At 72.9% G+C, this 24,355-nt stretch carries 18 protein-coding genes and 1 tRNA gene; 13 read left to right on the top strand and 6 right to left on the bottom strand.

Going from position 1 to position 24,355, the window contains the following annotated elements; all coding sequences use genetic code 11:
• Positions 1 to 17 precede the first annotated feature (17 nt).
• Positions 18 to 893 carry a glucose-1-phosphate thymidylyltransferase RfbA gene (gene rfbA, locus ACFO4E_RS27630; RefSeq protein WP_378579821.1) on the bottom strand — a complete coding sequence of 292 codons (876 nt, stop codon included), beginning with the start codon at positions 891 to 893 and terminating at the stop codon, positions 18 to 20.
• 352 nt (positions 894 to 1,245) lie between these two features.
• On the opposite strand from rfbA, the gene ACFO4E_RS27625 reads away from it, so the two are divergent.
• The 11 genes from ACFO4E_RS27625 (at position 1,246) to ACFO4E_RS27575 (ending at position 15,101) form a co-directional block, all read left to right on the top strand.
• The gene (locus ACFO4E_RS27625) at positions 1,246 to 2,214 is read left to right on the top strand and encodes an alpha/beta hydrolase (protein ID WP_378579819.1); all 969 of its coding nucleotides are present in this window, start codon (positions 1,246 to 1,248) and stop codon (positions 2,212 to 2,214) included.
• 289 nt (positions 2,215 to 2,503) lie between these two features.
• Complete coding sequence (locus tag ACFO4E_RS27620) at positions 2,504 to 4,873, top strand: penicillin acylase family protein (RefSeq protein WP_378579817.1); 2,370 nt, start codon at positions 2,504 to 2,506, stop codon at positions 4,871 to 4,873.
• A gap of 804 nt (positions 4,874 to 5,677) precedes the next feature.
• Complete coding sequence (locus ACFO4E_RS27615) at positions 5,678 to 6,304, top strand: methyltransferase family protein (protein ID WP_378579815.1); 627 nt, start codon at positions 5,678 to 5,680, stop codon at positions 6,302 to 6,304.
• A gap of 133 nt (positions 6,305 to 6,437) precedes the next feature.
• Positions 6,438 to 6,917: a DUF6069 family protein gene (locus ACFO4E_RS27610; RefSeq protein WP_378579813.1), complete on the top strand. Its 480-nt coding sequence runs from the start codon at positions 6,438 to 6,440 to the stop codon at positions 6,915 to 6,917.
• Positions 6,918 to 7,379: 462 nt separating this feature from the next.
• Positions 7,380 to 7,916 (top strand): hypothetical protein, encoded by a 537-nt coding sequence (locus ACFO4E_RS27605; RefSeq protein ID WP_378579811.1) that lies wholly within the window; start codon positions 7,380 to 7,382, stop codon positions 7,914 to 7,916.
• Positions 7,917 to 8,133: 217 nt separating this feature from the next.
• Positions 8,134 to 9,513: an MFS transporter gene (locus ACFO4E_RS27600; RefSeq protein ID WP_378579809.1), complete on the top strand. Its 1,380-nt coding sequence runs from the start codon at positions 8,134 to 8,136 to the stop codon at positions 9,511 to 9,513.
• Positions 9,514 to 9,628: 115 nt separating this feature from the next.
• On the top strand, positions 9,629 to 10,570 hold the full coding sequence (locus ACFO4E_RS27595; protein ID WP_378579807.1) for a shikimate dehydrogenase: 942 nt from the start codon (positions 9,629 to 9,631) through the stop codon (positions 10,568 to 10,570).
• 136 nt (positions 10,571 to 10,706) lie between these two features.
• Positions 10,707 to 12,776 (top strand): bifunctional sugar phosphate isomerase/epimerase/4-hydroxyphenylpyruvate dioxygenase family protein, encoded by a 2,070-nt coding sequence (locus tag ACFO4E_RS27590; protein ID WP_378579805.1) that lies wholly within the window; start codon positions 10,707 to 10,709, stop codon positions 12,774 to 12,776.
• A 35-nt stretch (positions 12,777 to 12,811) separates the two neighbouring features.
• The gene (locus tag ACFO4E_RS27585; protein ID WP_378579803.1) at positions 12,812 to 13,504 is read left to right on the top strand and encodes a TetR/AcrR family transcriptional regulator; all 693 of its coding nucleotides are present in this window, start codon (positions 12,812 to 12,814) and stop codon (positions 13,502 to 13,504) included.
• A 295-nt stretch (positions 13,505 to 13,799) separates the two neighbouring features.
• Positions 13,800 to 14,156 (top strand): hypothetical protein, encoded by a 357-nt coding sequence (locus tag ACFO4E_RS27580; protein ID WP_378579801.1) that lies wholly within the window; start codon positions 13,800 to 13,802, stop codon positions 14,154 to 14,156.
• Positions 14,157 to 14,450: 294 nt separating this feature from the next.
• Positions 14,451 to 15,101, top strand: coding sequence for a DUF4333 domain-containing protein (locus ACFO4E_RS27575; RefSeq protein ID WP_378579799.1), 651 nt, complete (start codon positions 14,451 to 14,453; stop codon positions 15,099 to 15,101).
• Positions 15,102 to 15,737: 636 nt separating this feature from the next.
• Here ACFO4E_RS27575 and ACFO4E_RS27570 read toward each other — a convergent pair.
• From ACFO4E_RS27570 to ACFO4E_RS27555, 4 genes are all read right to left on the bottom strand, one after another.
• Positions 15,738 to 16,940: an ATP-binding protein gene (locus ACFO4E_RS27570; protein ID WP_378579797.1), complete on the bottom strand. Its 1,203-nt coding sequence runs from the start codon at positions 16,938 to 16,940 to the stop codon at positions 15,738 to 15,740.
• A 767-nt stretch (positions 16,941 to 17,707) separates the two neighbouring features.
• Positions 17,708 to 18,823 (bottom strand): leucine-rich repeat domain-containing protein, encoded by a 1,116-nt coding sequence (locus ACFO4E_RS27565; RefSeq protein WP_378579795.1) that lies wholly within the window; start codon positions 18,821 to 18,823, stop codon positions 17,708 to 17,710.
• A 17-nt stretch (positions 18,824 to 18,840) separates the two neighbouring features.
• Positions 18,841 to 20,331: an SDR family NAD(P)-dependent oxidoreductase gene (locus tag ACFO4E_RS27560; RefSeq protein ID WP_378579793.1), complete on the bottom strand. Its 1,491-nt coding sequence runs from the start codon at positions 20,329 to 20,331 to the stop codon at positions 18,841 to 18,843.
• 47 nt (positions 20,332 to 20,378) lie between these two features.
• Positions 20,379 to 20,450, bottom strand: a tRNA-OTHER gene (locus ACFO4E_RS27555).
• Between the two features lie 539 nt (positions 20,451 to 20,989).
• On the opposite strand from ACFO4E_RS27555, the gene ACFO4E_RS27550 reads away from it, so the two are divergent.
• Entirely contained in the window at positions 20,990 to 21,838 is an 849-nt protein-coding gene (locus ACFO4E_RS27550; RefSeq protein ID WP_378579791.1) for an NAD(P)H-binding protein, read from the top strand.
• A gap of 139 nt (positions 21,839 to 21,977) precedes the next feature.
• On the opposite strand, the gene ACFO4E_RS27545 is transcribed toward ACFO4E_RS27550, so the two are convergent.
• Positions 21,978 to 22,916 carry an AraC family transcriptional regulator gene (locus ACFO4E_RS27545; protein ID WP_378579789.1) on the bottom strand — a complete coding sequence of 313 codons (939 nt, stop codon included), beginning with the start codon at positions 22,914 to 22,916 and terminating at the stop codon, positions 21,978 to 21,980.
• A 710-nt stretch (positions 22,917 to 23,626) separates the two neighbouring features.
• Here ACFO4E_RS27545 and ACFO4E_RS27540 point away from each other — a divergent pair.
• Positions 23,627 to 24,097 (top strand): SRPBCC family protein, encoded by a 471-nt coding sequence (locus ACFO4E_RS27540; protein WP_378579787.1) that lies wholly within the window; start codon positions 23,627 to 23,629, stop codon positions 24,095 to 24,097.
• Positions 24,098 to 24,355 lie beyond the last annotated feature (258 nt).

The following is a 24,355-nucleotide window of genomic DNA, read 5'->3' as shown; positions in this document are numbered from 1 at the left end:
CTGCCCTTCAGCTCGGCTCAGCGTCGGAATTCCTCGGCGACGCGCATCACGTAGCGCCCGTATCTGGACTTCGCCAGTTCCTCTCCCCGCCGGTAGCAGGCGTCCGCGTCGATGAACCCCTTGCGCAGCGCCACCTCCTCGAGGACGGCGATGCCCACGCCCTGGCGCTCCTCTATCGTCCGCACATAGTGCCCGGCCTGGGCCAGCGATTCGTGCGTCCCGGTGTCCAGCCAGGCGAAGCCGCGGCCGAGGTTGACCAGCTTCGCCTTGCCGCGCTCCATGTAGACCCGGTTGAGGTCGGAGATCTCCAGCTCCCCGCGCGCGGACGGGCGCAGGTTCTTCGCGATGTCCACGACCTCGTTGTCGTAGAAGTACAGGCCGGTGATGGCGAGGTTGGAGCGGGGGGAGCCGGGCTTCTCCTCGATCGACACCAGGCGGCCGTCGGCGTCGACCTCGCCGACGCCGTAGCGCTGGGGGTCGCCGACGGGATAGCCGAACAGCACGCAGCCGTCGACGTCGCCGCTGTACTCCTCCATCACCGCCGAGAACGCGTTTCCGTGGAAGATGTTGTCGCCGAGCACCAGCGCGCTGGAGTCGTCCCCGATGTGGTCGGCCCCGATGATGAACGCCTCGGGCAACCCGTTGGGGCTGGGCTGCACCGCGTAGTCGATCTCGATCCCGTACCGGGATCCGTCCCCCAGCAGCCGCCGGAACTGGTCGATGGACTCCGGCGCGCAGATGATCAGGATGTCCCGGATGTCGGCGAGCATGAGGACCGACAGCGGGTAGTAGACCATCGGCTTGTCATGAACCGGCAGGAGCTGTTTGGAGACGGTCAGGGTCACCGGGTGCAGCCGTGTCCCCGAACCTCCGGCGAGGATGATGCCTTTCACCGTCGTTCACCGTTTTCGCTGTGTGACACAGGCGGGGTCAGATGACTCCGGCAGGGCCGTCGTTGGCCCGGCGAGGTCGAAGCTAGGCGAGCGGAGACGGGCCGGACCAGACCCGGTATGCGAGTTAGGGGGCGTTTCGCGGTGTTCAGGGGTCGGGCGAGGGCACGGCCGCACCACCGGTAATCCGGGGGCGGCCGGGGGCGCGCGGGGTCGGCTGCGGGGGGCGGAAGTCGCGCGGCGCAACGGGCTCGCGACGCAGTGGACACCCGACACGCCGTCCGGCCGCGCGGAGCCCCCGATGGCGCCCGCCCGGCGGATGACCCCGCACCGCCCCGGCGGCCAGCATGGGCGCATGCGCTACAACATCGATCCCGAACTCGCCCCTTGGGCGGCGCTGATCCCCGATGTCGACCTGGCCGACGTCGTCGACCGCGTGGTCACCCTCAGCCCCGAAGAAGAGGCGGAGTTCCACGCCAAACTCCCCCGTTACACGCCGGCCCAGGACGTGGACATCGCGGACCGCGAGATCCCCGGCCCCCCGGACGCGCCGCCGGTGCGGGTGCGCGTCTACGCCCCGACCGCACCGCGCTCGCCCAGACCGGCCCTGCTGTACATGCACGGCGGCGGGTTCGTCACCTCCGACATGGTCGTCTTCGACGCCCGGTGCACCGAGATCGCCGACCGGGTCGACGCCGTCGTGGTGTCGGTCGACTACCGGATCTCCCCCGCGACACCGTTCCCCGGTGCGCTGGAGGACGTCTACGCCTCGCTCCGATGGCTCCACGACACGGCCGGCGAGCTCGGCGTCGACACCGAGCGGATCGCGGTGGGCGGCGACAGCGCCGGCGGCAACCTCTCCGCGGCGGTCTGCCTGCTCACCCGCGACCGCGGCGGACCGCAGGTGTGCTTCCAGTTCCTGGACGTCCCCGTTCTGGACGACCGGATGACGACACCGTCCGTGCGCGACTACACCGACTCCCCGGGGTGGAACGGGCGCAACAACGCGGCCATGTGGCGCTACTACCTCAAGGACGGCCCCGAGCCCGGCGGGCCGGACGTACCCCCCTACGCCGCGCCCATGCGCGCGGAGGACCTGACCGGCCTGCCCGCGGCGATGGTGGTGGTGGCCCAGTACGATCCGCTGCGCGACGAGGGGATCCAGTACGCGCAGCGGCTGTCGCACGCCGGAGTGCCGACGGAGCTCGTCCAGTACTCCGGGACGTTCCACGGGGCATCGGTCGTCGTCCACACCGGGATCACGCAGAAGATGAACGACGACATGGTCTTCTCGCTGCGCCGGGGCATGCGCGCCGACCAGTAGTTTCGCCGCCCGCCCCACGGCACTCGGGGTGGAGGTGGGGGCGACTACGGGTACCCGTGCTCCGGGCTCCGGCGCAAGCTGAGGCCACGGTCAGATCCGGCCGCTGACATCCGGCTCCATGATCCCGGGCCCGGACCCCCGGACGCCCGTCCCCCGACCCGGGGGGTCGGGCGTCCGGCATCTCGGCCTCTTCACCCCCTCCCCATCCTGCTCGGTAACGGGGTAAAGTGCCGTGGCGCCCGGGGCGCCTGTGCACGCGTCGTCACTCACCGTCGAACCGAGGAGCAGAATGCGGAAACGCCGGATGGCCGCCGGTGCGGTCATGGCCGCCGGAATCTTCAGTGCCCCCGTTCTTCTGGCCCCGACCCCATCCGCGTTCGCCGATCCCAGCGGGGGCGGTGACCTCGTGCTACCCGGACTGACAGGGGAGGTCGAGATCGCCGTCGACACCACCGGGGTCCCGCACATCTACGCGGAGAACAACGACGACCTCTTCTTCGCCCAGGGCGTCAACGCCGCCCGCGACCGCCTCTTCCAGATCGACCTCCAGCGCCGCCGCGGCCTCGGGGAGCTGTCCGAGGTGTTCGGGCCCTCCTTCGTGGAGCAGGACCGCGCGACCCGCCTCTTCCTCTACCGCGGCGACATGGACGCGGAGTGGGAGAGCTACGGTCCGGACGCGCGCTCCGCCGCGGAGCGGTTCACGGCCGGGATCAACGCCTACATCGACCGGCTGGACGACGACCCCGATCGGCTCCCCCCGGAGTTCGGCGAGCTGGGGTACACACCAGGCCGCTGGGAGCCCGAGGACGTCGTGCGGATCCGCTCCAACAGCCTCGGCGGGAACGTGCCCAGTGAGGTCGCCCGCGCACAGATCGCCTGCGCCGACGGCATCGAGGCGGACCGGCTCCGGGCCCGGCTGGAGCCCGAGCACACGACATCGGTACCCGATGGCCTCGACCCCTGCTCCATCCCCGACGACGTCCTCGACGTCTACAACCTCGCCACCTCGGCGGTCACCTTCGACACCTCGGAGGGGTCCCGGTCCGCGGAGGGACTCTCGGCCGGGCCGCCGGCCGAGGGCAGCAACAGCTGGGCGATCTCGCCCGAGCGCACCGCGACGGGACGGCCGATCCTCGCCGGCGACCCGCACCGCGCGCTGAACGCGCCCTCGCTGCGCAGCATCGTCCACCTCTCCTCCCCGGAGATGGACGTGATCGGGGCGGGTGAGCCGACCCTGCCCGGTGTGTCCATGGGGCACAACGGGACGGCCGCGTTCGGCCTCACGATCTTCGGGGCGGACCAGAACGACCTCTACGTCTACGAGCTCGACCCCGACGACCCCTCCCGGTACCGCTACGGCGACGGCTGGGAGGAGATGACCACCGTGACCGAAGATGTCCCCGTCAAGGGCGAGCAGCCGCAACCGGTGGACCTGGCGTTCACCCGGCACGGACCGGTGATCGCTTCGGACGCGGACAGCGGGCTCGCGTTCGCGGTGCGCACCACGTGGTCGGAGCCGGGGACCGCCGCCTACTACGGCGGCCTGGAGCTGATGAAGACCACCGACTTCGAGGGCTTCCGCGAGGTCATGAGCGGGTGGGGCGGGCCGCCGCTGAACTTCACCTACGCCGATACCGGGGGCGACATCGGCTGGACGCCGGGCGGGCTGATGCCCGAGCGGTCGGGCTACGACGGCCTGATGCCGGTGCCCGGTGACGGCCGCTACGAGTGGGACGGCTTCCTCGACGGCTCCACGCTGCCCTCGCAGCACAACCCGGAGCGGGGGTTCGTCGCCACGGCCAACGAGTACAACATGCCCGACGACCACCCGGCCCGGGTGGGCTACGAGTGGGCGGCCCCCTACCGCTACGAGCGGATCGAAGACGTCCTGTCCGGCGACGACGCGTCGTCGCTCGACGCCTCCATGGCGCTGCAGAGCGACAAGGCCGACCTGGCCGCGGCCGTGACCCTGCCGCTGCTGGACGGCCTCGACGGCGAGGGGTCCGCGGCGGCGGGCCTGGAGGTGCTGCGGGCGTGGGACGGCGAGGCGTCCGCCGACGCCGCGGGGCCCGCCCTGTACGAGACCTGGTTCATGCGCCACCTGGGGCCGGCGTTCTTCCGGGCGGCGTCCCCCGAGGTGGCCGAGCTGCTGCCGTACCCGCAGCAGGCCCCGGCGCTGACGGACGCGCTCAAGGACCCCGGCGCCTGGCTGGACGGCGACGACCCCGAGGCGCAGCGCGATGCGATCCTGCTGGACTCGCTGGGCGCGGCCTACGACGAGGTCGCCGCCGAACTGGGCGGCGATCCCGCCCACTGGCGCTGGGGCGACCTCCAGCAGACGGTGTTCACCCACCCGTTGAACGGGTCGGTGGGCCCCTTCGAACGGGGCGGCACGGCGCACACCGTCGACGCCTCGTCCTACGACCCGGCCACGTTCCAGCAGCGCAGCGGCGCGTCCTTCAAAATGGTCCTCGACGTCGGCGACTGGGACGCCTCCCAGGCCATCAACGCCCCCGGCCAGTCCGGCGACCCGCGAAGCCCCCACTACGACGACCTGGTCCCACTGTGGCGCAACGGGGAGTACTTCCCCCTCCACTACACCCGCGACGCGGTCGAGGAGAACACCGAAGAGGTCATCGTCCTCCGGTCCGGGGACTGACGCCCCGGACGACCCATCACGACCGAGCGTGCCGGGGCCCCGTAGGCATACGGGACCCCGGCACGCTTCATTCGCGAGACGGGCACCACCCCGCCCCACGGCTCGCCTTCCCCGCGGACAACGCCTCCCCTCACGCCGTGACTCGCCTCAACGCGGCCTCGACGGCGACCCGCAAATGGGATCGGGACTCCTCCGTCGTCGACTTTCCCAGCAGAATGCAAAGGAACTCCCCGTCGGGGTAACCGACTCCGACGACACTGCCGTCCCCGCAGGTCTGCGACCAGATGGCGATCATCATCTCATTGCATTCCCGGGCGACCACCAGGCGATCCTCGCAATCCTCTTTCGACACATGAAAAAGATGACGAAGAGATATTCCTAGGTTCTTTCCCAACTCGCCGAGAAATTCATCTCGATCCGGCGATCCAAGAACGCCTGCAACCTTCTCATAGACGCTGATCGATCAACCCTCCGCTCCCGCACAGTTGGCGCACTCGAACCGATCGACTACCGACGCCTCCTCAAGGCATCGTTCATTCATCAAGGAAATGACCAAACCGAGATCGGCCCCGGTGGGAATCACGCGGAGGCGGGTGGGGCCGCCCGGCAGACGCGGTCCGCGATCGGATCTCGGCGGGCAGGCACGAGGTCGCGCCCTCGGCCCGGGGACGGCCGAGGCGCGGCTGTTCAGAATCACTCCTCGCCGGGGCAACGAACCAACGATCGTTGACATGTTAGATCATGAATGATTCACTCTTCGCTGAATACAGCAGATACTGTACTTTGTGAACGGATGGAACCGCCATGGCATGGATCGTCCTGCTCGCCTACCTCGGGTGGCTGGGGCTGGCATTCGGGTGGCAGAGCTGGCGGCAGTACCGGCGCACCGGCGATGCCGGGTTGCGTACGTTCGCTCGCGTGGGGAGTGCCCAATGGTGGGCGAAGCTCCTCTTCATCGGCGCCCTCGTCATCGGTGCTGCGGGGCCCGCGGTCGATGCGGCGGGGCTGACCGGGCCCGGCGCGGTGCCCGCCCTGGCGGCACACCCGGTCGCCTCCGGGGCCGGGCTGGCGCTGGTCGCCGCGTCGATCGTCGCGACGCCCATCACCCAGGCGGCACTGGGCGCGTCCTGGCGCGTGGGGGTCGACCCCGATGAACGCACCCGGCTCGTCACCGGCGGCCCCTTCCGGCTCGTGCGCAACCCGATCTTCACCGTCGCCGCCACCCTGGGCCTGGGGGTCGCGCTCGCCGTCCCCAACGTGGTGTCGGCGGCCGGGCTGGCACTCGTCATCGCCGCCGTCCAGATCCAGGTCCGCGCGGTGGAAGAGCCCTACCTGCTGCGCGTGCACGGCCAGGCCTACCGGGACTACGCCGCTACGGCGGGCCGGTTCCTCCCCGGTATCGGGCGCCTGACCTCGCCGGCGATAGGCTGATCCGCCCGAAACGGCGGTTCACGACGGTCACCGGGGTCACACTGCGCCCCGCCTCCACCGGTTGACATCAACTATGGTTGAGGTTGGAAAATCCAACATATACGTCCAAAACGGATCACCGCAGGAGATGGCAATGACCACGCAGTCACCGGCCGGCACCACCGACCCCACCGCCGCATCATCCCCCCGCCTCCCCGGTCTGCCGTGGTGGCAGGCCGGTGCCCTCGGCGTCGGCGCCGCCGTGGCGGCGAACCTGCTGATCTTCGGCGCCGGCCACCTGGCCGGCGCCTCCATGACCCACCCCGACCCCGCGGACCCGGGTGCGATCGTCGACGTCACCGCGGGGGGCGTCGCCATCGCGTCCGTGGTGCCGCTCGCCATCGGCTTCCTCGCGGCCGTCGGGCTGTCTCTCCTCTGGACGGGCTTCCTGCGGACCGCCCAGATCACGGGCACGGTCCTGGCCCTGCTCTCGACCGCGAGCCCCGCGCTCCTGCTGGACACCGACGCCCCGACCCGCGTGGCCCTCTCGCTGATGCACATCGCCCTGGCCCCGGCCGTGTGGTTCTCCCTCGGCGCCGTCCGCAAGCGGGCCCTCGCTCGTACCGGATCCTGAACAGTCACCTCACACGAACCCGATAGGGCGGCCCTGCGCGATGCGCGGGGTCGCCCTATGAAATTCAATCACATATGAATCAGTTGCAAAATATTTATCACAGTCAATTCGTGACTCATCTTCCACTTCATTCCCACCGCGAACATCCCCCGTTGACAGGCGTTCTGCACCCGGTCAGATTTCCATATGGCCAAACGAAGACCGAAGAAGCCGATCCATCGGTGCCGTGCAAAGACCGCTGAAGGAAAGATGTGCAAGAACCGGGTTACCTACCCCGGGGAGCGCTGCCGCCACCACCACGGCGAGCCCGAGAAGCCACCGGGGGGCCGCAGCAGAACTGCACACAACGGCACCTCTGCGAGGAGCCGCCGACCCCGCCGCACACCCTCGAACGTTCAACGTACTCAGGGCTCCACCCCGGCACATCAGCCCCCTCCTCGCCGGCAGGGCGTCCACTCCCACATGATCGGACGCGAGCTCACCCGGGAGCAGCAGGATCGAGTCGAACGCGCAGTCGCCTTCTGCCACGACGCCCTTACGACTGATATCCAGCAAGCCGCCGTGAAACAGGCTCTACAATTCGCTAACGACGAGCACATGCGAAGGTTCCTGAAAGGCAGACGGCAATATAGTTGCGAATCCCTCGCCGTCCTTGCGCGCAGCATCCTCCAAGGGAAGGACGACCTGCACAGCCGCATCGGATGGCTGGCCGAGTCCGTCGCAGCGTATTTCGGGCGCCCACCGTTGGAACGAAAACTGGCACAGCATCTTGCCGAGCGCATCCCCATTCCTTCGATCGACGAACCCCTGGTCGCCGTCTCGCGCGGTCTACAGATGACGGGGATCGCCATTTGCCTGCCCACAGAACCCGGACTCGTTCGATGCGCGTGCTTCATCGACGTCGTCCTCACTGAGGGACGCGAGCGCGTCAAGTCGATCATCGCCACTGCAGCGGGTGACTGGGCGGGACTCAATGGACTGACAGCGCAAGGATCCTGACCACCCGGGTGCGGGGCGGCGGATCTCCGCCGCCCCGCACCCGCTGTCAAAGTTCCGCGAGCCGGTCCATGTCAACCTGACCCACCCTTCGGCCTCGGGCACCGCGAAAGCGGGGGTTGACAGGTGACCTGGGTCACCGCACCATACGTAACATCGCGCTAATTAACTATCTAGTTCGTAACTTTCCTGGAATCGGGCATGCCCAAAGGAGCCTCACGTGACCGACACCCCCCGCACCCCCGTTCCGGGGGCAGGCGGCGTGCAGGGCCAGCCCCGGAAAGCGGCCATCGCCGCCTGGGTCGGCAGTGCGCTGGAGTACTACGACTTCTTCATCTACGGCACGGCCGCCGCGCTGATCTTCGGCCGGGTCTTCTTCCCCGAATCCGACCCGGCGAGCGCCACCCTCCTCTCCCTGGCGACGTTCGGGGTCGGCTACGCGGCCCGCCCCCTCGGCGCGTTCGTGCTCGGGCACTACGGCGACCGGCTCGGACGCAAGAAGATCCTGTTCTTCACCCTCGTCCTCATGGGCGTGTCGACGTTCCTCGTCGGCTGCCTGCCCACCTACGACCAGGTCGGCGTCCTGGCGCCCGCTCTGCTGGTGACGCTGCGCCTGCTCCAAGGGCTGTCCGCAGCGGGCGAGCAGGCCAGCGCCGGTTCCATGACCCTCGAACACGCCCCGGCGCACCTCCGCGGGTACTACTCCAGCTTCACCCTCAACGGCACCCAGGCCGGCCAGATCTTCGCCACCCTGGCGTTCCTGCCGATCGCGGCGCTCCCCGACGAGGACCTGCTGACGTGGGGGTGGCGGATCCCGTTCTGGTTCAGCGTCGTCGTCGCCGTGGTCGGCTACATCATCCGGCGCCGGATGGAGGAGACCCCCGAATTCGAGCGGGTCGCGGCCGAGGGCACCGTCGCCAAGATGCCGCTCGCCGTCCTGTTCCGCCACCAGTGGGCCGACGTCGTGCGCGTGACCGCCGCCGCCCTCTACGCCTCCGTGAGTACGATCGCCGGGGTCTGGGCGCTGGCCTTCGCCACGGACTCGGTCGGGCTGGACCGTTCGGCGCTGCTGTGGGTGGCCGTGGCCGGCAACTGCGTGGCGCTCATCGCCATCCCGCTGTGGGCGCGGCTCTCGGACCGGGTCGGGCGCAGACCTGTGTTCGCCTTCGGCTCGGCCGGGTCCGCGGTGCTGATGGTCGCCTACCTGTGGGCGATCTCCACGGGCGACTACGTGCTGATCTTCACGGTCGGCATCCTGCTGCTCGGTGTGGTCTGCAGCGCGGCCAACGGCCTCCAGCCGGCGTTCTACGGCGAGATGTTCAGTACCCGCGTCCGGCTGTCGGGCATGGCGATCGGCACCCAGATCGGATACGGGATCGCCGGGTTCTCCGCCACCCTCGCCGCCTGGATCGCCGGCCCTGAGGGGGACAACTGGCTCGGCGTCGCGGGCCTGTCGGCCGTCCTGTGCCTCATCCCCGTCGTCGCCGCGCTCACCGCCCGCGAAACCGCCCACACCCCGACCGCCGACCTGGGACGCGTCCCCGCGCCGAACGGCCCCGCGGCGGACGACGGGCTGACGGACGCGGCCCGGCGGGACTAGAGTCAAGTAACGTACCAGTTCGTACATTGACCGGCGGGGGCGGCGCACCCATCGCGCCACCCCCGCCGCCGCGCGCCTCGGCGGCCGGACACGACACCGCGGGAGAAGACGCAGGATGACCTCTCATCTCATCGGACTGATCGGCTCCGGCATCGGGTCCTCCCTCAGCCCGGCCCTACACGAACGCGAAGCCGACCACCACGGCATCCGCTACCTGTACCGGATCATCGACATCGGCGCGCCCGCGCCCGGCTCCGCGAACGCCGAGCCGCCCCCCGCTCCCGCCCCCGGCGACGCGGACGCGGAACCGCCCCCCGCTCCCAACGGAGCGCCCACCGCCACCGACTCCGTCGGCGACATCGTCCGGTGGGCGCGACGCCTGGGCTACACCGGGCTCAACATCACCCACCCCTGCAAGCAGACGGTCATCCCGCACCTCGACGGCCTCTCCCCCGATGCCGCCACCCTCGGCGCCGTCAACACGGTGACCTTCGACGGCGACCGCCTCATCGGGCACAACACCGACTGGACCGGCTTCGCCCGGTCGTTCGCGCGCGGCCTGCCCGACGCCGCCACCGACCACGTCGTCCAGCTCGGCGCGGGCGGTGCGGGCGCCGCCGTCGCCCACGCGCTGCTGACCCTGGGCACCGGCCGCATCACCATCGCCGACGCGCGGCCCGAGCGGGCCGGCGGACTCGCCGGCGAGCTGGAGCGCCGCTTCGGCCCCGGCCGCGCCGACGACGCCCCCCTCCACACGCTGGACGCCGCGCTCGCCGGAGCCGACGGCCTGGTCCACGCCACCCCGACCGGGATGGCCGCCCATCCCGGAATGCCGCTGCCCGCCGACCTCCTCCACCCCGGCCTGTGGGTGGCCGACATCGTCTACCGCCCGCTGGAGACCGCCCTGCTCCGCAGCGCCCGCGCGACCGGCTGCCGGACCCTCGACGGCGGGGGCATGGTGGTCCACCAGGCCGCGCACGCGTTCCGCCTGTTCACCGGGGTCGAACCCGATGCCGACCGGATGCTCGCCCATCTGGCCGACCTCGTCGCCGTCTGAGCCGCCGCGCAAGTGGGAAGGCGGCGGGCGAGCCGGGAGGGGCCCGGGACGCCGCCCCCGGTGTCCCGGGCCCCTCCGCCGGGGCCCGGACGACCGCAGGGCAGAGGAAGCACAGGAAGCAGAAGAGGAGCACGGAATGCGGAAGTCCATCGCCACGGTCTCGCTCAGCGGCTCGCTCGACGAGAAGCTGGCCGCGGCCGCCGCCGCGGGCTTCGACGGGGTCGAGGTCTTCGAGAACGACCTGATCGCCACCCCGCTTCCCCCCGAGGAGGTCCGCCGCCGCGCGGCCGACCTGGGCCTGGCCATCGACCTCTACCAGCCGTTCCGCGACTTCGAGGCCGTGCCCCCCGGCACCCTCGCCGCCAACCTGCGCCGCGCCGAGCACAAGTTCGCCGTGATGGACCGCCTGGGCGCGACCACGCTGCTCGTCTGCTCCTCGGTCTCCCCCGAGGCGATCGGCGACGACGCCCTGGCCGCCGAGCACCTGCACCTGCTCGCCGAGCGGGCGTCCGCGCACGGCATCCGCATCGCCTACGAGGCGCTGGCGTGGGGCCGCCACGTCGACGACTACCGACACGCGTGGCGCATCGTGGAAATGGCCGACCACCCCGCTCTGGGCACCTGCCTGGACAGCTTCCACATCCTCTCCCGCGGCACCGATCCGCGGGAGATCGAGCGCATTCCGGGTGAGAAGGTGTTCTTCCTCCAGCTCGCCGACGCCCCGGCCAAGGCCATGGACGTCCTCCAGTGGAGCCGCCACTACCGCTGCTTCCCAGGCCAGGGGGACTTCGACGTGGCGGGGATGCTCGCCCGCGTCCTGCGGACGGGGTACCGGGGGCCGCTGTCGCTGGAGGTCTTCAACGACGTGTTCCGGCAGGCCGAAGCCCGGCGGACCGCGGTCGACGCGATGCGGTCCCTCATCGCGCTGGAGGAGGCGGCCGCCCCGCTCCTCCCGGCCGACCGGCCCGGACGGACGCCGGCACCCCGCTCGGCCGCCGCACCAGCGGCGGTGCGGGACGCGCCGCGCACGCCGCCCGCCGCCGTCGTCCCGACCGGGTTCGCCTTCGCGGAGCTGGCGACCGCCGAGACGGCCGACACCAGCGGACTCGCCGGACTGCTCGCCGCTCTCGGCTTCACGCGCACCGGGGTACACGGCGGCAAGGCGGTCGAACTGTGGGAGCAGGGCCGGGCGCGGCTGCTGCTGAACAGCGGCGACGGACGCCCCGGATCGGCGGGGCCCCACCTCGCGGCGATCGGGCTGGAGAGCCCGGACCCGGCCGGTTCGGCGGCCCGCGCCGAGGCGCTGCTGGCACCGGTGCTGCCCCGTCGGCGCGCGCCCCGCGACGTCCCCCTCGACGCCGTCGCGGCCCCCGACGGCACCGCGCTGTTCTTCTGCCGGACGGCCCGTCCCGACCATCCGAGCTGGACCGACGACTTCCGCGGGGTCCTCGACAGACCCGGTCAGGACCCGCCCGCGGCCGGTCCGGGGCCCATCGGCATCACCCGGATCGACCACGTCGCGCTCACCCAGCCCTGGCACCACTTCGACGAGGCCGCCCTGTTCTACCGGTCCCTGCTCGGGCTCCGGGCGGACGAGAGCCTGGAACTCGCCGACCTGTACGGGCTGGTCCGCAGCCGGGCCATGTCCGGCGGGGACGGCAGCGGCTATGGCAGCGGCGACGGCGGTGGCGGCGGCGGTGGCGGCGGTGGCGGCGGGGACCGCGACGGCGGCGCGGACGGCGGCGGCGTCCGCATGGTCCTCAACATCGGCGCGATCCCCGGCGCACCGGAGGCATCGTGGCAGCACATCGCGCTGGAGAGCCAGGACATCACCGCCACGGCCCGCGGGCTGCGCGAGTCCGGCGACGACGTCCTGCTGCCGATCCCCGACAACTACTACGACGACCTGGAGGCCCGTTACGACCTCGGGGCCGCGCGCCACCGCGAGCTGCGCGAGCTGGGGCTGCTCTACGACAGCGACGGGCACGGCGAATTCCTGCACCTCTACACCGCCACGGCGGGCCGGGTGTTCTTCGAGATCGTCCAGCGCATCGGCGGCTACCAGGGGTACGGCGCGGTGAACGCCCCCGTCCGGCTCGCCGCCCAGCACGCCCGGATCGCCCGGTCCACCCGGTCCGCCCCGATCGCCCCGGGACCGTGTCGTCCGCCGGGTCGGAACCCCGCGGCACCCGGAGGGTTAGGATGACACCAGATCTCCGCGTCCATACCCCCTGGAGCCGAATGTCCTCACAACCCGCGCCGCGGGCGCCCCAGGGGGAACGGCGCCGGCGCGACGCCGAACGCACCAAGGCGGAGATCCTGGACGTCGCCCAGGCGGAGTTCGCGCGCCACGGCTACGCGGGCGCCCGGATCGACGAGATCGCCGCCCTCATGCGCACCACCAAGCGCATGATCTACTACTACTTCGGCGGCAAGGAGCAGCTGTACCTCGCCGTCCTGGAGAAGGTCTACACCGAGGTCCGCGCCGCCGAGGCGGCCATCGACGTCGAGCACCTGGCGCCCGTCGCGGCGATCCGCACCCTGGCCGAGCTGACGTTCGACCACCACGACGCCCACCGCGACTTCATCAAGATCGTCAGCATCGAGAACATCCACCACGCCGAGCACCTCCGCAAGTCCCAGGCGCTGGTCGACCTCGGCGTCCCGGTCATCGACCTCATCGAGCGCATCCTCGCGGCGGGCCGGGAGCGCGGGGAGTTCGGCACCGGGGCCGACGCCGTCGATGTGCACATGATGATCAGCTCCCTGTGCTTCTTCCGCATCGCCAACCAGCACACGTTCGGTGTCCTGTTCGACCGCGACCTGGCCGCGCCCGAGCACCGCGACCGGCTCCGCACCATGGTCGGCGACATGGTCGTCGGCTACCTGACCGCCGCGGATCCCGCGCGGACGGACCCGACGGTCGGCCGGTAGCGTCTCCGCTTCGGGAGTGAGGAACGAGCGAGCGGGATCCGGCTCTGAGCGTCTCGTTCCACTTCACACCGCCTGTGGGCCTATCGGTCGGGTTCCTCGCCGATGAGCAGGCGGCCCGCTATGGCCGCTATGCACCGGAGCCGGGGCGGGAACGTGACGCCGATAGGGGGATCCGAACGGGCGCGCCGGGCGTCCTATCCGGTGGTCGGCGTGAATCGGTCACCACAAGCGGTGCCTCCACCGACGGCCCGGAAGGAGTGGATCCCCCATGATGATCCCGCGGAGTCTTGCGGTGATGGCTGCGAACGCGCTGCTGGTGGTGGCGTCCTCGGCCTCGTGCGAAGTGACTTCGAGCAGCGGGGTCAGAGCCTCCAGCACCTCCTGCACGAGCCGGGACTGCGAGGTCACCGTCAGTGGGGCCCAAGGCAGCGGTGACCTGTGGGACCAGGGCAACACGACGATCGAGTACCGCATCCGCCTGGCCGACGACCAGGAGGCCGACGTCCGGGTGACCGTGCAGGAGGGGGCGTACCGGGAGTCGGATGAGGCCGCCCTGGTGCCCGGGGACTCCACCGAGGTGGGCGGCTACACCGTCTCCTACGTCGAGCGCAACGGCGACGCCGCCACCTTCGACTTCACCTGGCAGGACTGAGCCCGCACCCCCTGGCACCCGCGGCCGGGCGGCGCGAAGGCCCCTGGCACGCCCAGTGCGCCCGCAGGGCAGGCCCCTCGGGCCGGTACCGGAGCGTCCGCCGGTCGGCTCAGCCGACGGCTCCGGTCGCCCGTCCGGGGGACGGCGGGACGGCCGGACGGCCGGAGCGAACACGGCCCCATTCAGTCTGGGCGCAGGCCCCGGCCACATAACGAAGCACCCGGCTTCGGAACCTGCACGCCGCCGCCGGGGTCTGTACATACAGCACGTTTCCCCCACGCTAAGGAGGCCGCTATGCGGCAGGCCGGACCTCATCGGATCATCGCCGGAGCGGCTCTGGGCGCGCTGCCCCTGCTGCTGGCCACTGGCTGCTCCTTCAGCGTCGGCGGCCCCGGCGCCGTCGACGCCGCCCAGGTCGCCGAGCAGTCGAGCGAGATGCTGGCCGAGCAGATCGGCGAGACCCCGGACGAGTTCACCTGTACCGACGACCTTCCCGCGGAGGTGGACGCCGAGATCCGCTGCGAGCTCACCCACGGCGGCGAAAGCCTCGGCGTGACCGTCACCACGACCTCGGTCGAGGGATCCGACGTCCAATGGGACGTCCAGGTCGACGACGCCGCCGCTGCGGGCACCGAGGATGCTGAGGAGGGCACGGACACGGCAGCGGGCGACGGCGCCGCCGAGGACGATACGGCCGCTGTGGCCAGCGGCGGCTCCGTGCCGGCCGAGCAGGTCGCCGAGACGTCGGCCGCGGAGCTGGAGGCGCTGGTCGGACAGGCCCCCCAGGACCTCTCCTGCCTGGAGGACCTCCCCGCGCAGGTGGGCGCCGAGATCCGCTGCAACTTCGTGGACGGCGGCACGAACTACGGCATGACCATCACGACGACCTCGGTCGAGGGTGACAACGTCCAGTGGGACATCCAGGTCGACGACCAGCCCCTGTAGGGCATGCGGAACACAGGTGCGGGACCCGGCGCTGAGCGTGGGTCTTCGTTGGGGTGTTCCCCGGTTCCGGAGGCCGGGCACGACGACGGCCCCGCGCCCTGAACGGCGGATTCAAGGGGCCGTCGCAACGCGGAGAATCGGTTGCCGCCGCGAGCGGCTCGGTCAGAACGCTCGGCCGGGGTCCCCGGCCGGGCGTTCTTGCGTGGCCGTGAGGTGAGCTGTTCGGCCGCGGCCTCCAGGTGGCTCGTCGCGGCTTCAGGAGTGGCGGGCCGGGATAAGCCCCCATGTCTACTTGACGGCCGCTTCCTCAACGACGGGCGGTCTCGCCGTCGGGGTCCTCGGCCGCGGCGGACCGTATGCGCGCCGCGGCCTCCTTGTCCATGCCGGTGTACTCGTCCACGCCCACCCGGCCACCCGCACGTGGCCCTCGTTCTACCTCCAGCAGGCCACGGCCAGGGCGATCCTTGGCGCCGGATCCTGCTCACGTGTTCCGCAACCCCCTTCGCGGTGGTGCGTGCGGCGATATGGGTCCCTGGTGCCGGTCACCGAAGAGCGCGGCGGCGACGGCGGTCGCGCACCGGGCTCTCCGGCCGTGCCGGCCGGACGCGGGCGGGCGGTCGGGCGTCCGCGCGCGGCTCAGCGCCCGCCGGGGAGGGCGCCGGTCAGGCGGAGCAGGTCGAGGAAGGCGTCGATGCCTCCGGGGACCGCCCAGTCGGTGTGGCGCAGTGCGGCGAGGTCCGCGGCGGCTTGGGCCGCGACGTCCGGCGCCCCCGCGTCGACCGCCTTCGCCAGTACCGTCCAGCCCGCCTCCCAGCGCCGGCGGGTGAGGTCGCCTTGAACGGCGGCGACGACGGAGGTCAGGAACGCGAGCTGCCGGTCGCCGCGCTCGGGGAGCGCGAAGGCGTCGGGATGGGCGAGGACCTGGTCGGGGTCGGGAAGGCCGAGCCGGTCGAGGTAGGAGATCAGCTCGGCGCCGGCGCCGTCGCCGACCGTGCCGGTGACGGCCAGCGCCAGCGCCTCGCCGCCGGTGCCCGTTGCGTGGGCGGTGGTGAGCAGCCGCAGCACCATCTCCCAGGTCCGCGGGGACGGCCACGCCCCGCCGCGGCTCCCGGGGTCGTCGGGCAGCCGGTGCGACAGGTCGGGCCGCGCGGAGAGGAAGCCGGAGATCGCGCCGCGCGCGCGGGCGACGGCGCCGGGGATCTTGTCGGGGTCGGTCAGCGGGATCCGCAGGGACGGCCAGGTGCCGGCCATACCGCGCGCGACCGTGCGCGGGTCGTGGGTCCAGCGCAGGTGGACGAACCGGTTGGCCAGCGGCGGGCTGAGGTGCCGGCCGTCGCCGCCGGACGGCTGGGACGCGGCGGCGACCACCCGAACCGTTTCCGGCAGCGCGAGGCCGCCGACGCGGCGTTCGAGGACGACGCGCAGCAGGGCGGCCTGCGCCGCGGAGGAGGCGCAGGACAGCTCGTCGAGCAGGACCAGTCCGGAGCCCGCCTCGGCAAGGCGCACCGCCCAGTCGGGCGGGGCCGTGGACCCGCCGGAGCGTGCGGGCCGGCCGCCGGTGGCCGGCAGCCCCGTGGCGCCGGAGGGATCGTGGACGCCGGCGATGACCGTCTCCAACGGGACGCGGAGCCCGGCGGCGAGCCGTTCGACGGCCGAGGACTTGCCGATCCCGGGTTCGCCCCACAGCAGCACGGGCAGGTTCGCGGTCACGGCGAGGGCCAGCGCCTCGAAGCGCGGGTCCTCGCCCGGCTCGTGGCGCGTGGCGCGAACACGCCGGTTGAGCAGGTCGGCCGCCGACAGGGGGTCCGGTCCGATGGCGGGGATGCCGATGGGGGTCATGTCTCCTCAGTCGCTCGCTCGTTCGTTCCGATCGGCGGCCGCCGGCCGTTCGCCCATCGCCGCCGATCGGGAGGTTCGGATCTCGTCGTCCGATGCCGTGGGCCGCATCGGGTGGGCCGCATGGGGTTGGGCCGCATCGGTGGGCGCCGTCATCACCCGGAGCCGACCCGATCGTGTGCCCGCACGTCGGGACGGTGCACGGCCCGGGAGCGGTGTCCCCCGGGCCGCCGACGGTGTCCGCCCGTTCGCCGGACCGGAGGGAGCCGGTCGGACGCGCTGCCGCCGCTCGGGTGCGGCGGCCGACCGCACCGAGCACGCACCGTCGCGTCACAGAACCCCACCGCCGTTCGGCGGCGCCCCCGGCCGTTACCGCCTCGCACAAGAGCGCCGCACCGCGACGCGGCCACCGCGGCGGTCGCGCGGCGCCCGCGCGAACGGCTGCTGCGCTCCGGATGACGGCGTGGATCATTCCGCTCCGGTCCGATCAGGGCGTTCACCCTCGATGCGGGCGACGCCGAAGGGGCGGCCGCGGCGCCTGGTCCACCGGATCGGCCGACGGCGCGCCCCACCGTCCCCCACCCCTCAACCGCGGCATCGGTACCGCGTTCCGTTGCCGCGCGGCGCGCGGTCCGGACCGGCCGCCCCCTCCCCGCACACGTCCGCGAGCGACGGCGTTCGCCGGTCGGCGCCGGGAGCGTCGAAACCGGATCCGGCCGTCGGCGGCCCGGACGGGACGGTGGAGCCGGGGCGAGCGGGGGCGGCGGCGCTCAACGGTAGAGGCTGCCGATCGCGCGGAGGTCGGCGTGGGCGCCGGTGTCGCGATGCAGATAGCCGTCGAAGGCGCGCTTCGTCTTCCTGGGCACACCGGGGCCGAACCCGACGTACTCCAGGCGGGTGCCGCGCACGGCGGCGCCCAGCACCTCCGCCGCGCCGCGTACCGTGACACCGGTGTGCCGCAGGTCGAGCCGGCGCAGCGGGCTGCCGGGGAGGGCGTCGGCGAGCGAGGCCGCCCCGGCGTCGCCCGTGAAGTTCGCGGGAGCGCCGAGAGCGCGTTCGGAGGGCGCGCGGCCCAGGTCCAGCGACTCGATCCCGTCGAGGGCGGCCGCCAGGATCCGCGCCCCCGCGGGCCCGATGCCGTTCCCGCCCAGCCCGAGGCGGACGGGTCGTGCGGGGTCGGTCGCACCGGCGAGCGCCGCGGCGCCGGCGTCGCCGAGGTGGTTGGCGGGAACGTAGAGCTCGCTGACCCCCGCGTCGCGGATCAGGGCGGCCAACAGGCCGGCGGTGTCGGCGGTCAGCCCGTTGCCGCCGAGGAACAGCCGCTCGACCTGTGCCGGGTGCTCGGTGAGGGCGTCGAGCAGTGCGCGCAGTCCGGCGCCGGTGAGTCCGGTGTTGACCAGGTCGAGCGTGCGGATGGTGCGGTTGTCGCGCAGCATGGCGGCGATGGCGCCGGCCCCGTCGTCGCCGATGGGGTTGCGCTTCAGCCAGAGGGCGCGCACGGTGTCGTCGCCGGCCAGCGGGCCGGCGAGCGCTTCGGCGCCCTCAGCGCCGATGCGGTTGCACCCGAGGTACAGGGTCTCCAGGCCGTGTCCGGGGGCCAGTGCGCCGGCGATGGTGCGCGCGCCCTCGTCGCCGATCGCGTTGGTGCCCAGGAGCAGGTGCCGGGCGTGCGGGGAGGCGGTGGCGGCCGGGAGCAGCCGGGCCGCGCCCTGGGCGCCGAGGCCCTGCTTGCACAGGTCGACCCGGCCGTCGGGCCGGAGGGTGCCCAGGGGGAATGCCTCATCGGCGTCGACCTCCCGGTGCTCCGCCAACCGGTCCAGCAGGGGGTCGAGGAGGGCGGGGTCGGCCGGCGCGATGTCGGGGTGCTCGATGGCGGGGCATCGCACGGGCGTCGGGTCCATCATCACCAGTCCACGGGTCGGTAGTCCTTCAGGAACAGGCCGGAGACCCGTTCCCCGTTCACACCGCGCACGATCGGGTCGTAGACGCGGGCGGCGCCGTCGATGACGTCCAGCGGCGGGCGGAACCCGGCCTCCCGGTGCGCCGTCTTGACCGGATGCGGGTTCTCGTCGGTCACCCAGCCGGTATCGACGCTGTTCATGTGGATTCCCGCCCGCGCGTAGTCGGCGGCGGCGGTGCGGGTGAGCATGTTCAGGGACGCCTTGGCCATGTTGGTGTGCGGGTGGCGGACCGTCTTGCCCTTGCGGGAGAAGCAGCCCTCCATCGCCGATACCTGCACGACGTAGCGGTCCGGGCGCGGGGACGCCTCCAGCAGCCCGCGCAGGCGCGAGGTGAGCAGGAAGGGGGCGAACGCGTTCACCATCTGCACCTCCATCCACTCCGCCGGGTCCACTTCGTGCAGGCGCAGGCTCCAGCTGTTGCGGTCGCGCAGGTCCAAGGGCTGGCCGGTCTCGTCGACCCGCCCGGCGGGGAACAGCTCCTCCCATACGGGCGCGCCGGCGACGGGGGCGGACGCCGCCGTCGCGGCCGGAACGGTGCGGGCCGTGAGGGAGGTGTCGGGGGCCTGCGGGCCGGCGCCCGGGAGCGCGGGGGCACCGGTGATGTCCACGCGGGCGGCGGCACCCGTCAGGGGCAGGCGCTCGGCTTCGCGGACCTCCCGGTGGTAGGCCGGGGGCCGCCGGATCGTCTGGGCCGCGTTGTTGACGAGGATGTCGAGGTGGTCGAAGCGCCGGTGCACGGCGGCGAGCAGGCCGGCGACGGCGGGCAGGTCGAGCAGGTCGACCTCCCGGACGTGCAGCCGCTCCAGCCACTCGGCGGAGTCCGGCACCGCGGCGAACCGGCGGGCCGCGTCGGCGGGGAACCGGGTGGTGACGATGACCTCGGCGCCGTCGCGCAGCAGTTTGAGGGCGGTGTGGAAGCCGATCTTCACCCGGCCGCCGGTCACCAGGGCGCGGCGCCCGCGCAGGTCGCAGCGGGCATGGCGCCGGGTCAGGTTCTCCTGCGCGCACGGCGCGCACAGCAGGTGGTACTCGGGGTGCACCTCGCGGAAGGGTGCCTTGCACACGTAGCACGGGCGCGGGGCCGCGACGGTGGGAAGCATGTGCGCCGGCGGACCGGCGGATCCCGGTTCCGGTCCGGGGCCGGGATCGGGGTCCGGGTCCTGGTCGCGGTAGCGGGCGGAGGTCGCGATGGCCTCGCGGTCGCGTCGCCTGCGCTCCGCGTCGCGGGCGGCTCTGCGCGCGCTCCGTCCCACCCGGTGGACGTGCGCGACGGCCCTGTGGACCGCCTGCCAACGGGGGTCCGCCGGATCCGCCGCCCGGGCCTGCGCCAGGACCCGCAGGCAGGCGTCCAGTTCGGCCGGGTCCGGGCCGGGAGCGCCGCCGGCCGGCCGGTCCTCGGCGGCCGGAGCCGGGCCTGAGGGGATCGGCGGCATGGTGGCACTCCTGGGGACCGGTGACCGGCCGGGAACGAGGGGAAAGACGAGGCCGACCGGATTCGAACCGGCGTCCTCCTCCTGGCTGTAAGGCGCGACGACCTCTGCGCTACGGCCTCGCCGCGTCGGAGTATAGCCAGCATTCACCCTTATCGCGCATTGGCGAATCATTCTCGCATTCGCTCGTAATCGCGCCATTCGGAAACGTCGGAATCTGCCCGATCCGCGCACCGCGGAAGGATGAGGACGCTTCTGCCCCGCGCCGGGCGCCGGGTGAGTAGCGTGATGGCCCTCCCGGACGGCCGGAGGTCCTGTCATGGAGCGCGTGATCCTGATCGCGGCGGCATTCGTGGTCGTGTTCGTGGCCGTGACCTTCGGCGCGGGTCGGCTCATGGCCGCGGTGACGGAGGAGGGCGGGCCGGGGCCCCTCGCATTGATCCTGACGGTTGTGATCATCGGGGGGATCGCCGCATCCGGATCAGGGAGGAAGGGGCCCGGCGACGGAGGCGGAGCCGAGGACCACCCCGGCGGCGAACGACCGTCCGGCCGCGGGAGTCCGCGGCGCGCACCCGGACCGGCGGGGCGCCGCGAACGGACGGACATCCGTCCCGGACCCCGGAACATGGCCGCCGCGGGCACGGCGGGCCAGGCTGGAGCCATGACAGAGAAGACGACAGTGGTGATCGGCGGGACGGGTACAACGGGACGGCGGGTCGCAGCCGGGCTCCGCGAGAAGGGGGCGGCGGTACGCGTCGCGTCGCGTTCGGGGGAGACCCGGTTCGACTGGACCGACCCGGGCACGTGGCAGGCCGCGCTGGACGGCGCGGACTCCGCCTACATCGTCCCGCTCGACGACGCGCCGTCCCGGACGCCCGCGTTGGTGGAAGCCGCCGTCAAGAGCGGGGTCGCCCGGCTGGTCCTGCTCTCGGCCCGGGGGATCGACGTTCCCGGCTACTTCGCCGAAGGCTTCACCGCCTCCGCCCTCCACCTTGAGGGCGAGCAGGCGGTGCGCGCGTCGGGGGCGGCCTGGACGATCGTGCGGCCGGCCTGGTTCGCGCAGAACTTCAGCGAAGGGGTCTTCCGTGACGGCCTGCTCGCCGGTGAGCTCGCGCTGCCCGTGGGAAGCGGAGCGTCGGCGTTCGTCGACGCCGACGACATCGCGGCGGTCGCGGTCGCGGCGCTGACCGGCCCGGGGCACGACGGTGAGGTGTACGAGCTGACGGGGCCGCGCGCCCTCACCATCGCCCAGGTGGTGGACGAGATCGCCGGGGCGGCGGGCCCCAAGGCGCGCTACACGCCGATCGAGGAGGACGCGTTCCGGGCGGGCCTGGTCGCCCAGGGCATGTCCGAGGCCGAGGCCGCCCTCTGGACCGAAGGGCTGAGGCCCATCCGGACCAGCGCGGAGGCCCGGATCTCCGACGGGGTCGAACGCGCCCTGGGCCGCGCGCCGCGCGACTTCACCGAATTCGCGCGGGCCGCGGCGCAGGCGGGCGCCTGGCGGAGCTGAGCGACACGCGGGCTCGGCCCTGCCCCCGTTGGGGCAGGGCCGCAGCTCAGCCGCGCGGGAAGGCGGCGCCGCCGGCCCGCGGACCGGCACGCCTCCCCGGCCAACGGGGGCGCGTCGCCCCCAAGCGGCCGGGGCGCCCTCAGCCTGCCGGGGCCTCGTGCTCTCCGTTGCGCCCCCCTTCACGGCAACCCTGTCGGTAGGCGCTGGGGCTCACCCCTTGGACGCGCTTGAAGGCGGCGCTGAACCCGAAGGCATCGGCATAGCCCACCCGGCGCGCCACGGCGGCGACGGTCAGGTCCGGCCGGTCCAACAGGTCGGCGGCGAGCGCCATGCGCCACTCGGCCAGGTAGGCGGCCGGGCCTTCCCCGACCAGCTCGGTGAAGCGCTTCGCCAGCGTCGTCCGCGATACCCCCGCTCGCGCCGCCAGCGACGCCGTCGTCCAGGGGTGCGCCGGGTCCTCGTGCACGGCGCGCAGCGCGGGACCCGCGACCTCGTCGCCCAGCGCGCGATACCACGCGGGCGGAGCGGCCTCGGGCCGGTCGAACCAGTCGCGCAGGGTGCACACCAGCAGCCAGTCCAGCAGCCGGTCGAGCACGATCTGGCGGCCCGGGAGCGCCGCGGAGACCTGCGCCTCCAGGTAGTCGCGGAAGGCGGAGCCGTCATCGTCGTCGGGGACCACGAGCACCGGGGGCAGTACCCGGAGCAGCCGCCGCGGGATCTCGGCGCGGACGTCGTAGGCGCCCGCCATGAGGACCATGGGTCCCGCGAACTCCTCCCGGGAGGCCGGGCCCGGGCCGGCGTCGCAGTGCACGTCACGCGGCGCGGCGCCGGCGGGCGCCGCAGGATCGTCGGTGAAGACGAAGGGCTCGGGGCCGCGGACGATCGCGACCTCGCCGATCCCGATGCGGTGCGGCGGGCCGACGGCGGGGACGATCCACCCCGCCCCGCGCATCGGCACGCACAGGGTCAGGTAGGCGCCGTCGGTGAACCGCAGCGACCACGGCGGCCACAGCACCGAGCGCCCGAACACCGCCCCTCTGCCCCGCACCCCCCGCAGCAGATCGTCGAACACGTCCATGCCCTCACGATAGGCGGGCGGAGGACCGGCGAGGGTTCCCGCTGAACGTCCGCCGATGGATCGCGGACACGCGCCCATGGCGGCCCGCCGACGTGCGCGGTCGCCCCGGTGCACGACGGCGTGCGCGGCCGGCCCGGTGCACGACGGCGTGCGCCTCCTCTCCCATCGGCGGTGCTCCGGTTCCGGCCGGGCCGGGCGAGGCCGGCCGGCGGGGACGCGGTGCCCTGTGCCGTGCCCGGGGAGACGCCGCCCGTGGGCCCGGCGGATCGCGGCCGCGGACACCCGGCCGTGACGGACCGTGTCGGGCGGTGGGCTCGGCGCGGCGACCACGCGCCGGGATCTCACGTGGAGCCCCGGCTCCCGAACGGGCGGCCGGCGCGCGGCCGGACCGGCGTGACCAGGCGACATACGGCCGTTCCCCCAACGGGCGATGGGCGACCGGCGACGATGCTATGGCCAAGCGCTACAGAGCGGCTTGAGCCGGGCTTGAGTGACGATGCGCATACTCTCCGTCATGACGCAAGTACGCGCCGCGTCCCTTCGGCACCGCCCGGCGACCAGCCGCCCCATGCGGCCCACCGCCGGACACCCGGGCACCCCCACCCAGCCCGGCCGCTCGGGATCGGGGCCGCTCTCCGGCCCTGCGCGGCGCCCGCGCGCAGGACACCCCGTACGTCCTGACGGATCACATCGGAAGGGTGATCACCGCCATGGCCGGACTGACCGACAACCGGATCGTCATCGACGCGCCCCTCGAACTCGTCTGGGAGATGACCAACGACGTCGCTTCGTGGCCGGACCTGTTCACCGAATACGCCGAAGCCGAGGTCCTGGAGCAGAACGGCGCCAGGGTCCGCTTCCGGCTCACCACCCATCCCGACGACGACGGCCGGACGTGGAGCTGGGTCTCCGAGCGCGAACCCGATCCCGACTCCCGAACCGTCACCGCACACCGCGTCGAGACCGGCCCCTTCGAGTACATGAATCTCGACTGGAGCTACCGCGAGGTCGACGGCGGGGTCGAGATGCGCTGGCGGCAGGACTTCCGCGTCCGGCCCGAAGCCCCGTTCGACGACGCCGCCATGACCGAGCGCCTCAACCGCACCTCGCGCGTCCAGATGGACGTCATCCGGCAGCGGGTCGAGGCCGCCGCGAAATCCGCCGCCCACGCCGGGGGGTGACCCCTGCCCCCTGCCCCTCCCGGGTGCGGCCGGCACGTCCGTGCCCGGCCGCACCCGGCCCCCTCGCCGCGGACCATCCGATCCCGCGGACCGAGCACCCGTGCCGCGGAACGGAGCAGCCCCCGCCCCGCGGCACGGGGCACCCCCGGCCGTGCGGCGCAGAGCACCGCCCCGCGCGGGGTACGCGCCGACACCGCCGGATGCCCCCTGACCCCGCGTGAGCCCCCGTCCCGGGCCTGCTCCCGCGGGCACGCCTTG

The sequence above is a fragment of the Nocardiopsis mangrovi genome, from assembly GCF_042653925.1.
Lineage (GTDB): Bacteria > Actinomycetota > Actinomycetes > Streptosporangiales > Streptosporangiaceae > Nocardiopsis_B > Nocardiopsis_B mangrovi.
Note: the sequence above shows the minus strand (reverse complement) of the source record. Positions and strands in the feature narration are given on the sequence as shown.

Excerpts from the sequence above, each read along its gene's own strand:
- ACFO4E_RS27560 (WP_378579793.1), bottom strand. The coding sequence starts at position 20,331 with ATGCCGCCGATCCCCTCAGGCCCGGCTCCGGCCGCCGAGGACCGGCCG.
- ACFO4E_RS27590 (WP_378579805.1), top strand. The coding sequence starts at position 10,707 with ATGCGGAAGTCCATCGCCACGGTCTCGCTCAGCGGCTCGCTCGACGAG.
- ACFO4E_RS27620 (WP_378579817.1), top strand. The coding sequence starts at position 2,504 with ATGCGGAAACGCCGGATGGCCGCCGGTGCGGTCATGGCCGCCGGAATC.
- ACFO4E_RS27625 (WP_378579819.1), top strand. The coding sequence starts at position 1,246 with ATGCGCTACAACATCGATCCCGAACTCGCCCCTTGGGCGGCGCTGATC.
- ACFO4E_RS27615 (WP_378579815.1), top strand. The coding sequence starts at position 5,678 with ATGGCATGGATCGTCCTGCTCGCCTACCTCGGGTGGCTGGGGCTGGCA.
- ACFO4E_RS27540 (WP_378579787.1), top strand. The coding sequence starts at position 23,627 with ATGGCCGGACTGACCGACAACCGGATCGTCATCGACGCGCCCCTCGAA.
- ACFO4E_RS27585 (WP_378579803.1), top strand. The coding sequence starts at position 12,812 with ATGTCCTCACAACCCGCGCCGCGGGCGCCCCAGGGGGAACGGCGCCGG.
- ACFO4E_RS27545 (WP_378579789.1), bottom strand. The coding sequence starts at position 22,916 with ATGGACGTGTTCGACGATCTGCTGCGGGGGGTGCGGGGCAGAGGGGCG.
- ACFO4E_RS27550 (WP_378579791.1), top strand. The coding sequence starts at position 20,990 with ATGACAGAGAAGACGACAGTGGTGATCGGCGGGACGGGTACAACGGGA.
- ACFO4E_RS27570 (WP_378579797.1), bottom strand. The coding sequence starts at position 16,940 with ATGACCCCCATCGGCATCCCCGCCATCGGACCGGACCCCCTGTCGGCG.
- ACFO4E_RS27580 (WP_378579801.1), top strand. The coding sequence starts at position 13,800 with ATGGCTGCGAACGCGCTGCTGGTGGTGGCGTCCTCGGCCTCGTGCGAA.
- ACFO4E_RS27610 (WP_378579813.1), top strand. The coding sequence starts at position 6,438 with ATGACCACGCAGTCACCGGCCGGCACCACCGACCCCACCGCCGCATCA.
- ACFO4E_RS27605 (WP_378579811.1), top strand. The coding sequence starts at position 7,380 with ATGATCGGACGCGAGCTCACCCGGGAGCAGCAGGATCGAGTCGAACGC.
- ACFO4E_RS27575 (WP_378579799.1), top strand. The coding sequence starts at position 14,451 with ATGCGGCAGGCCGGACCTCATCGGATCATCGCCGGAGCGGCTCTGGGC.
- ACFO4E_RS27595 (WP_378579807.1), top strand. The coding sequence starts at position 9,629 with ATGACCTCTCATCTCATCGGACTGATCGGCTCCGGCATCGGGTCCTCC.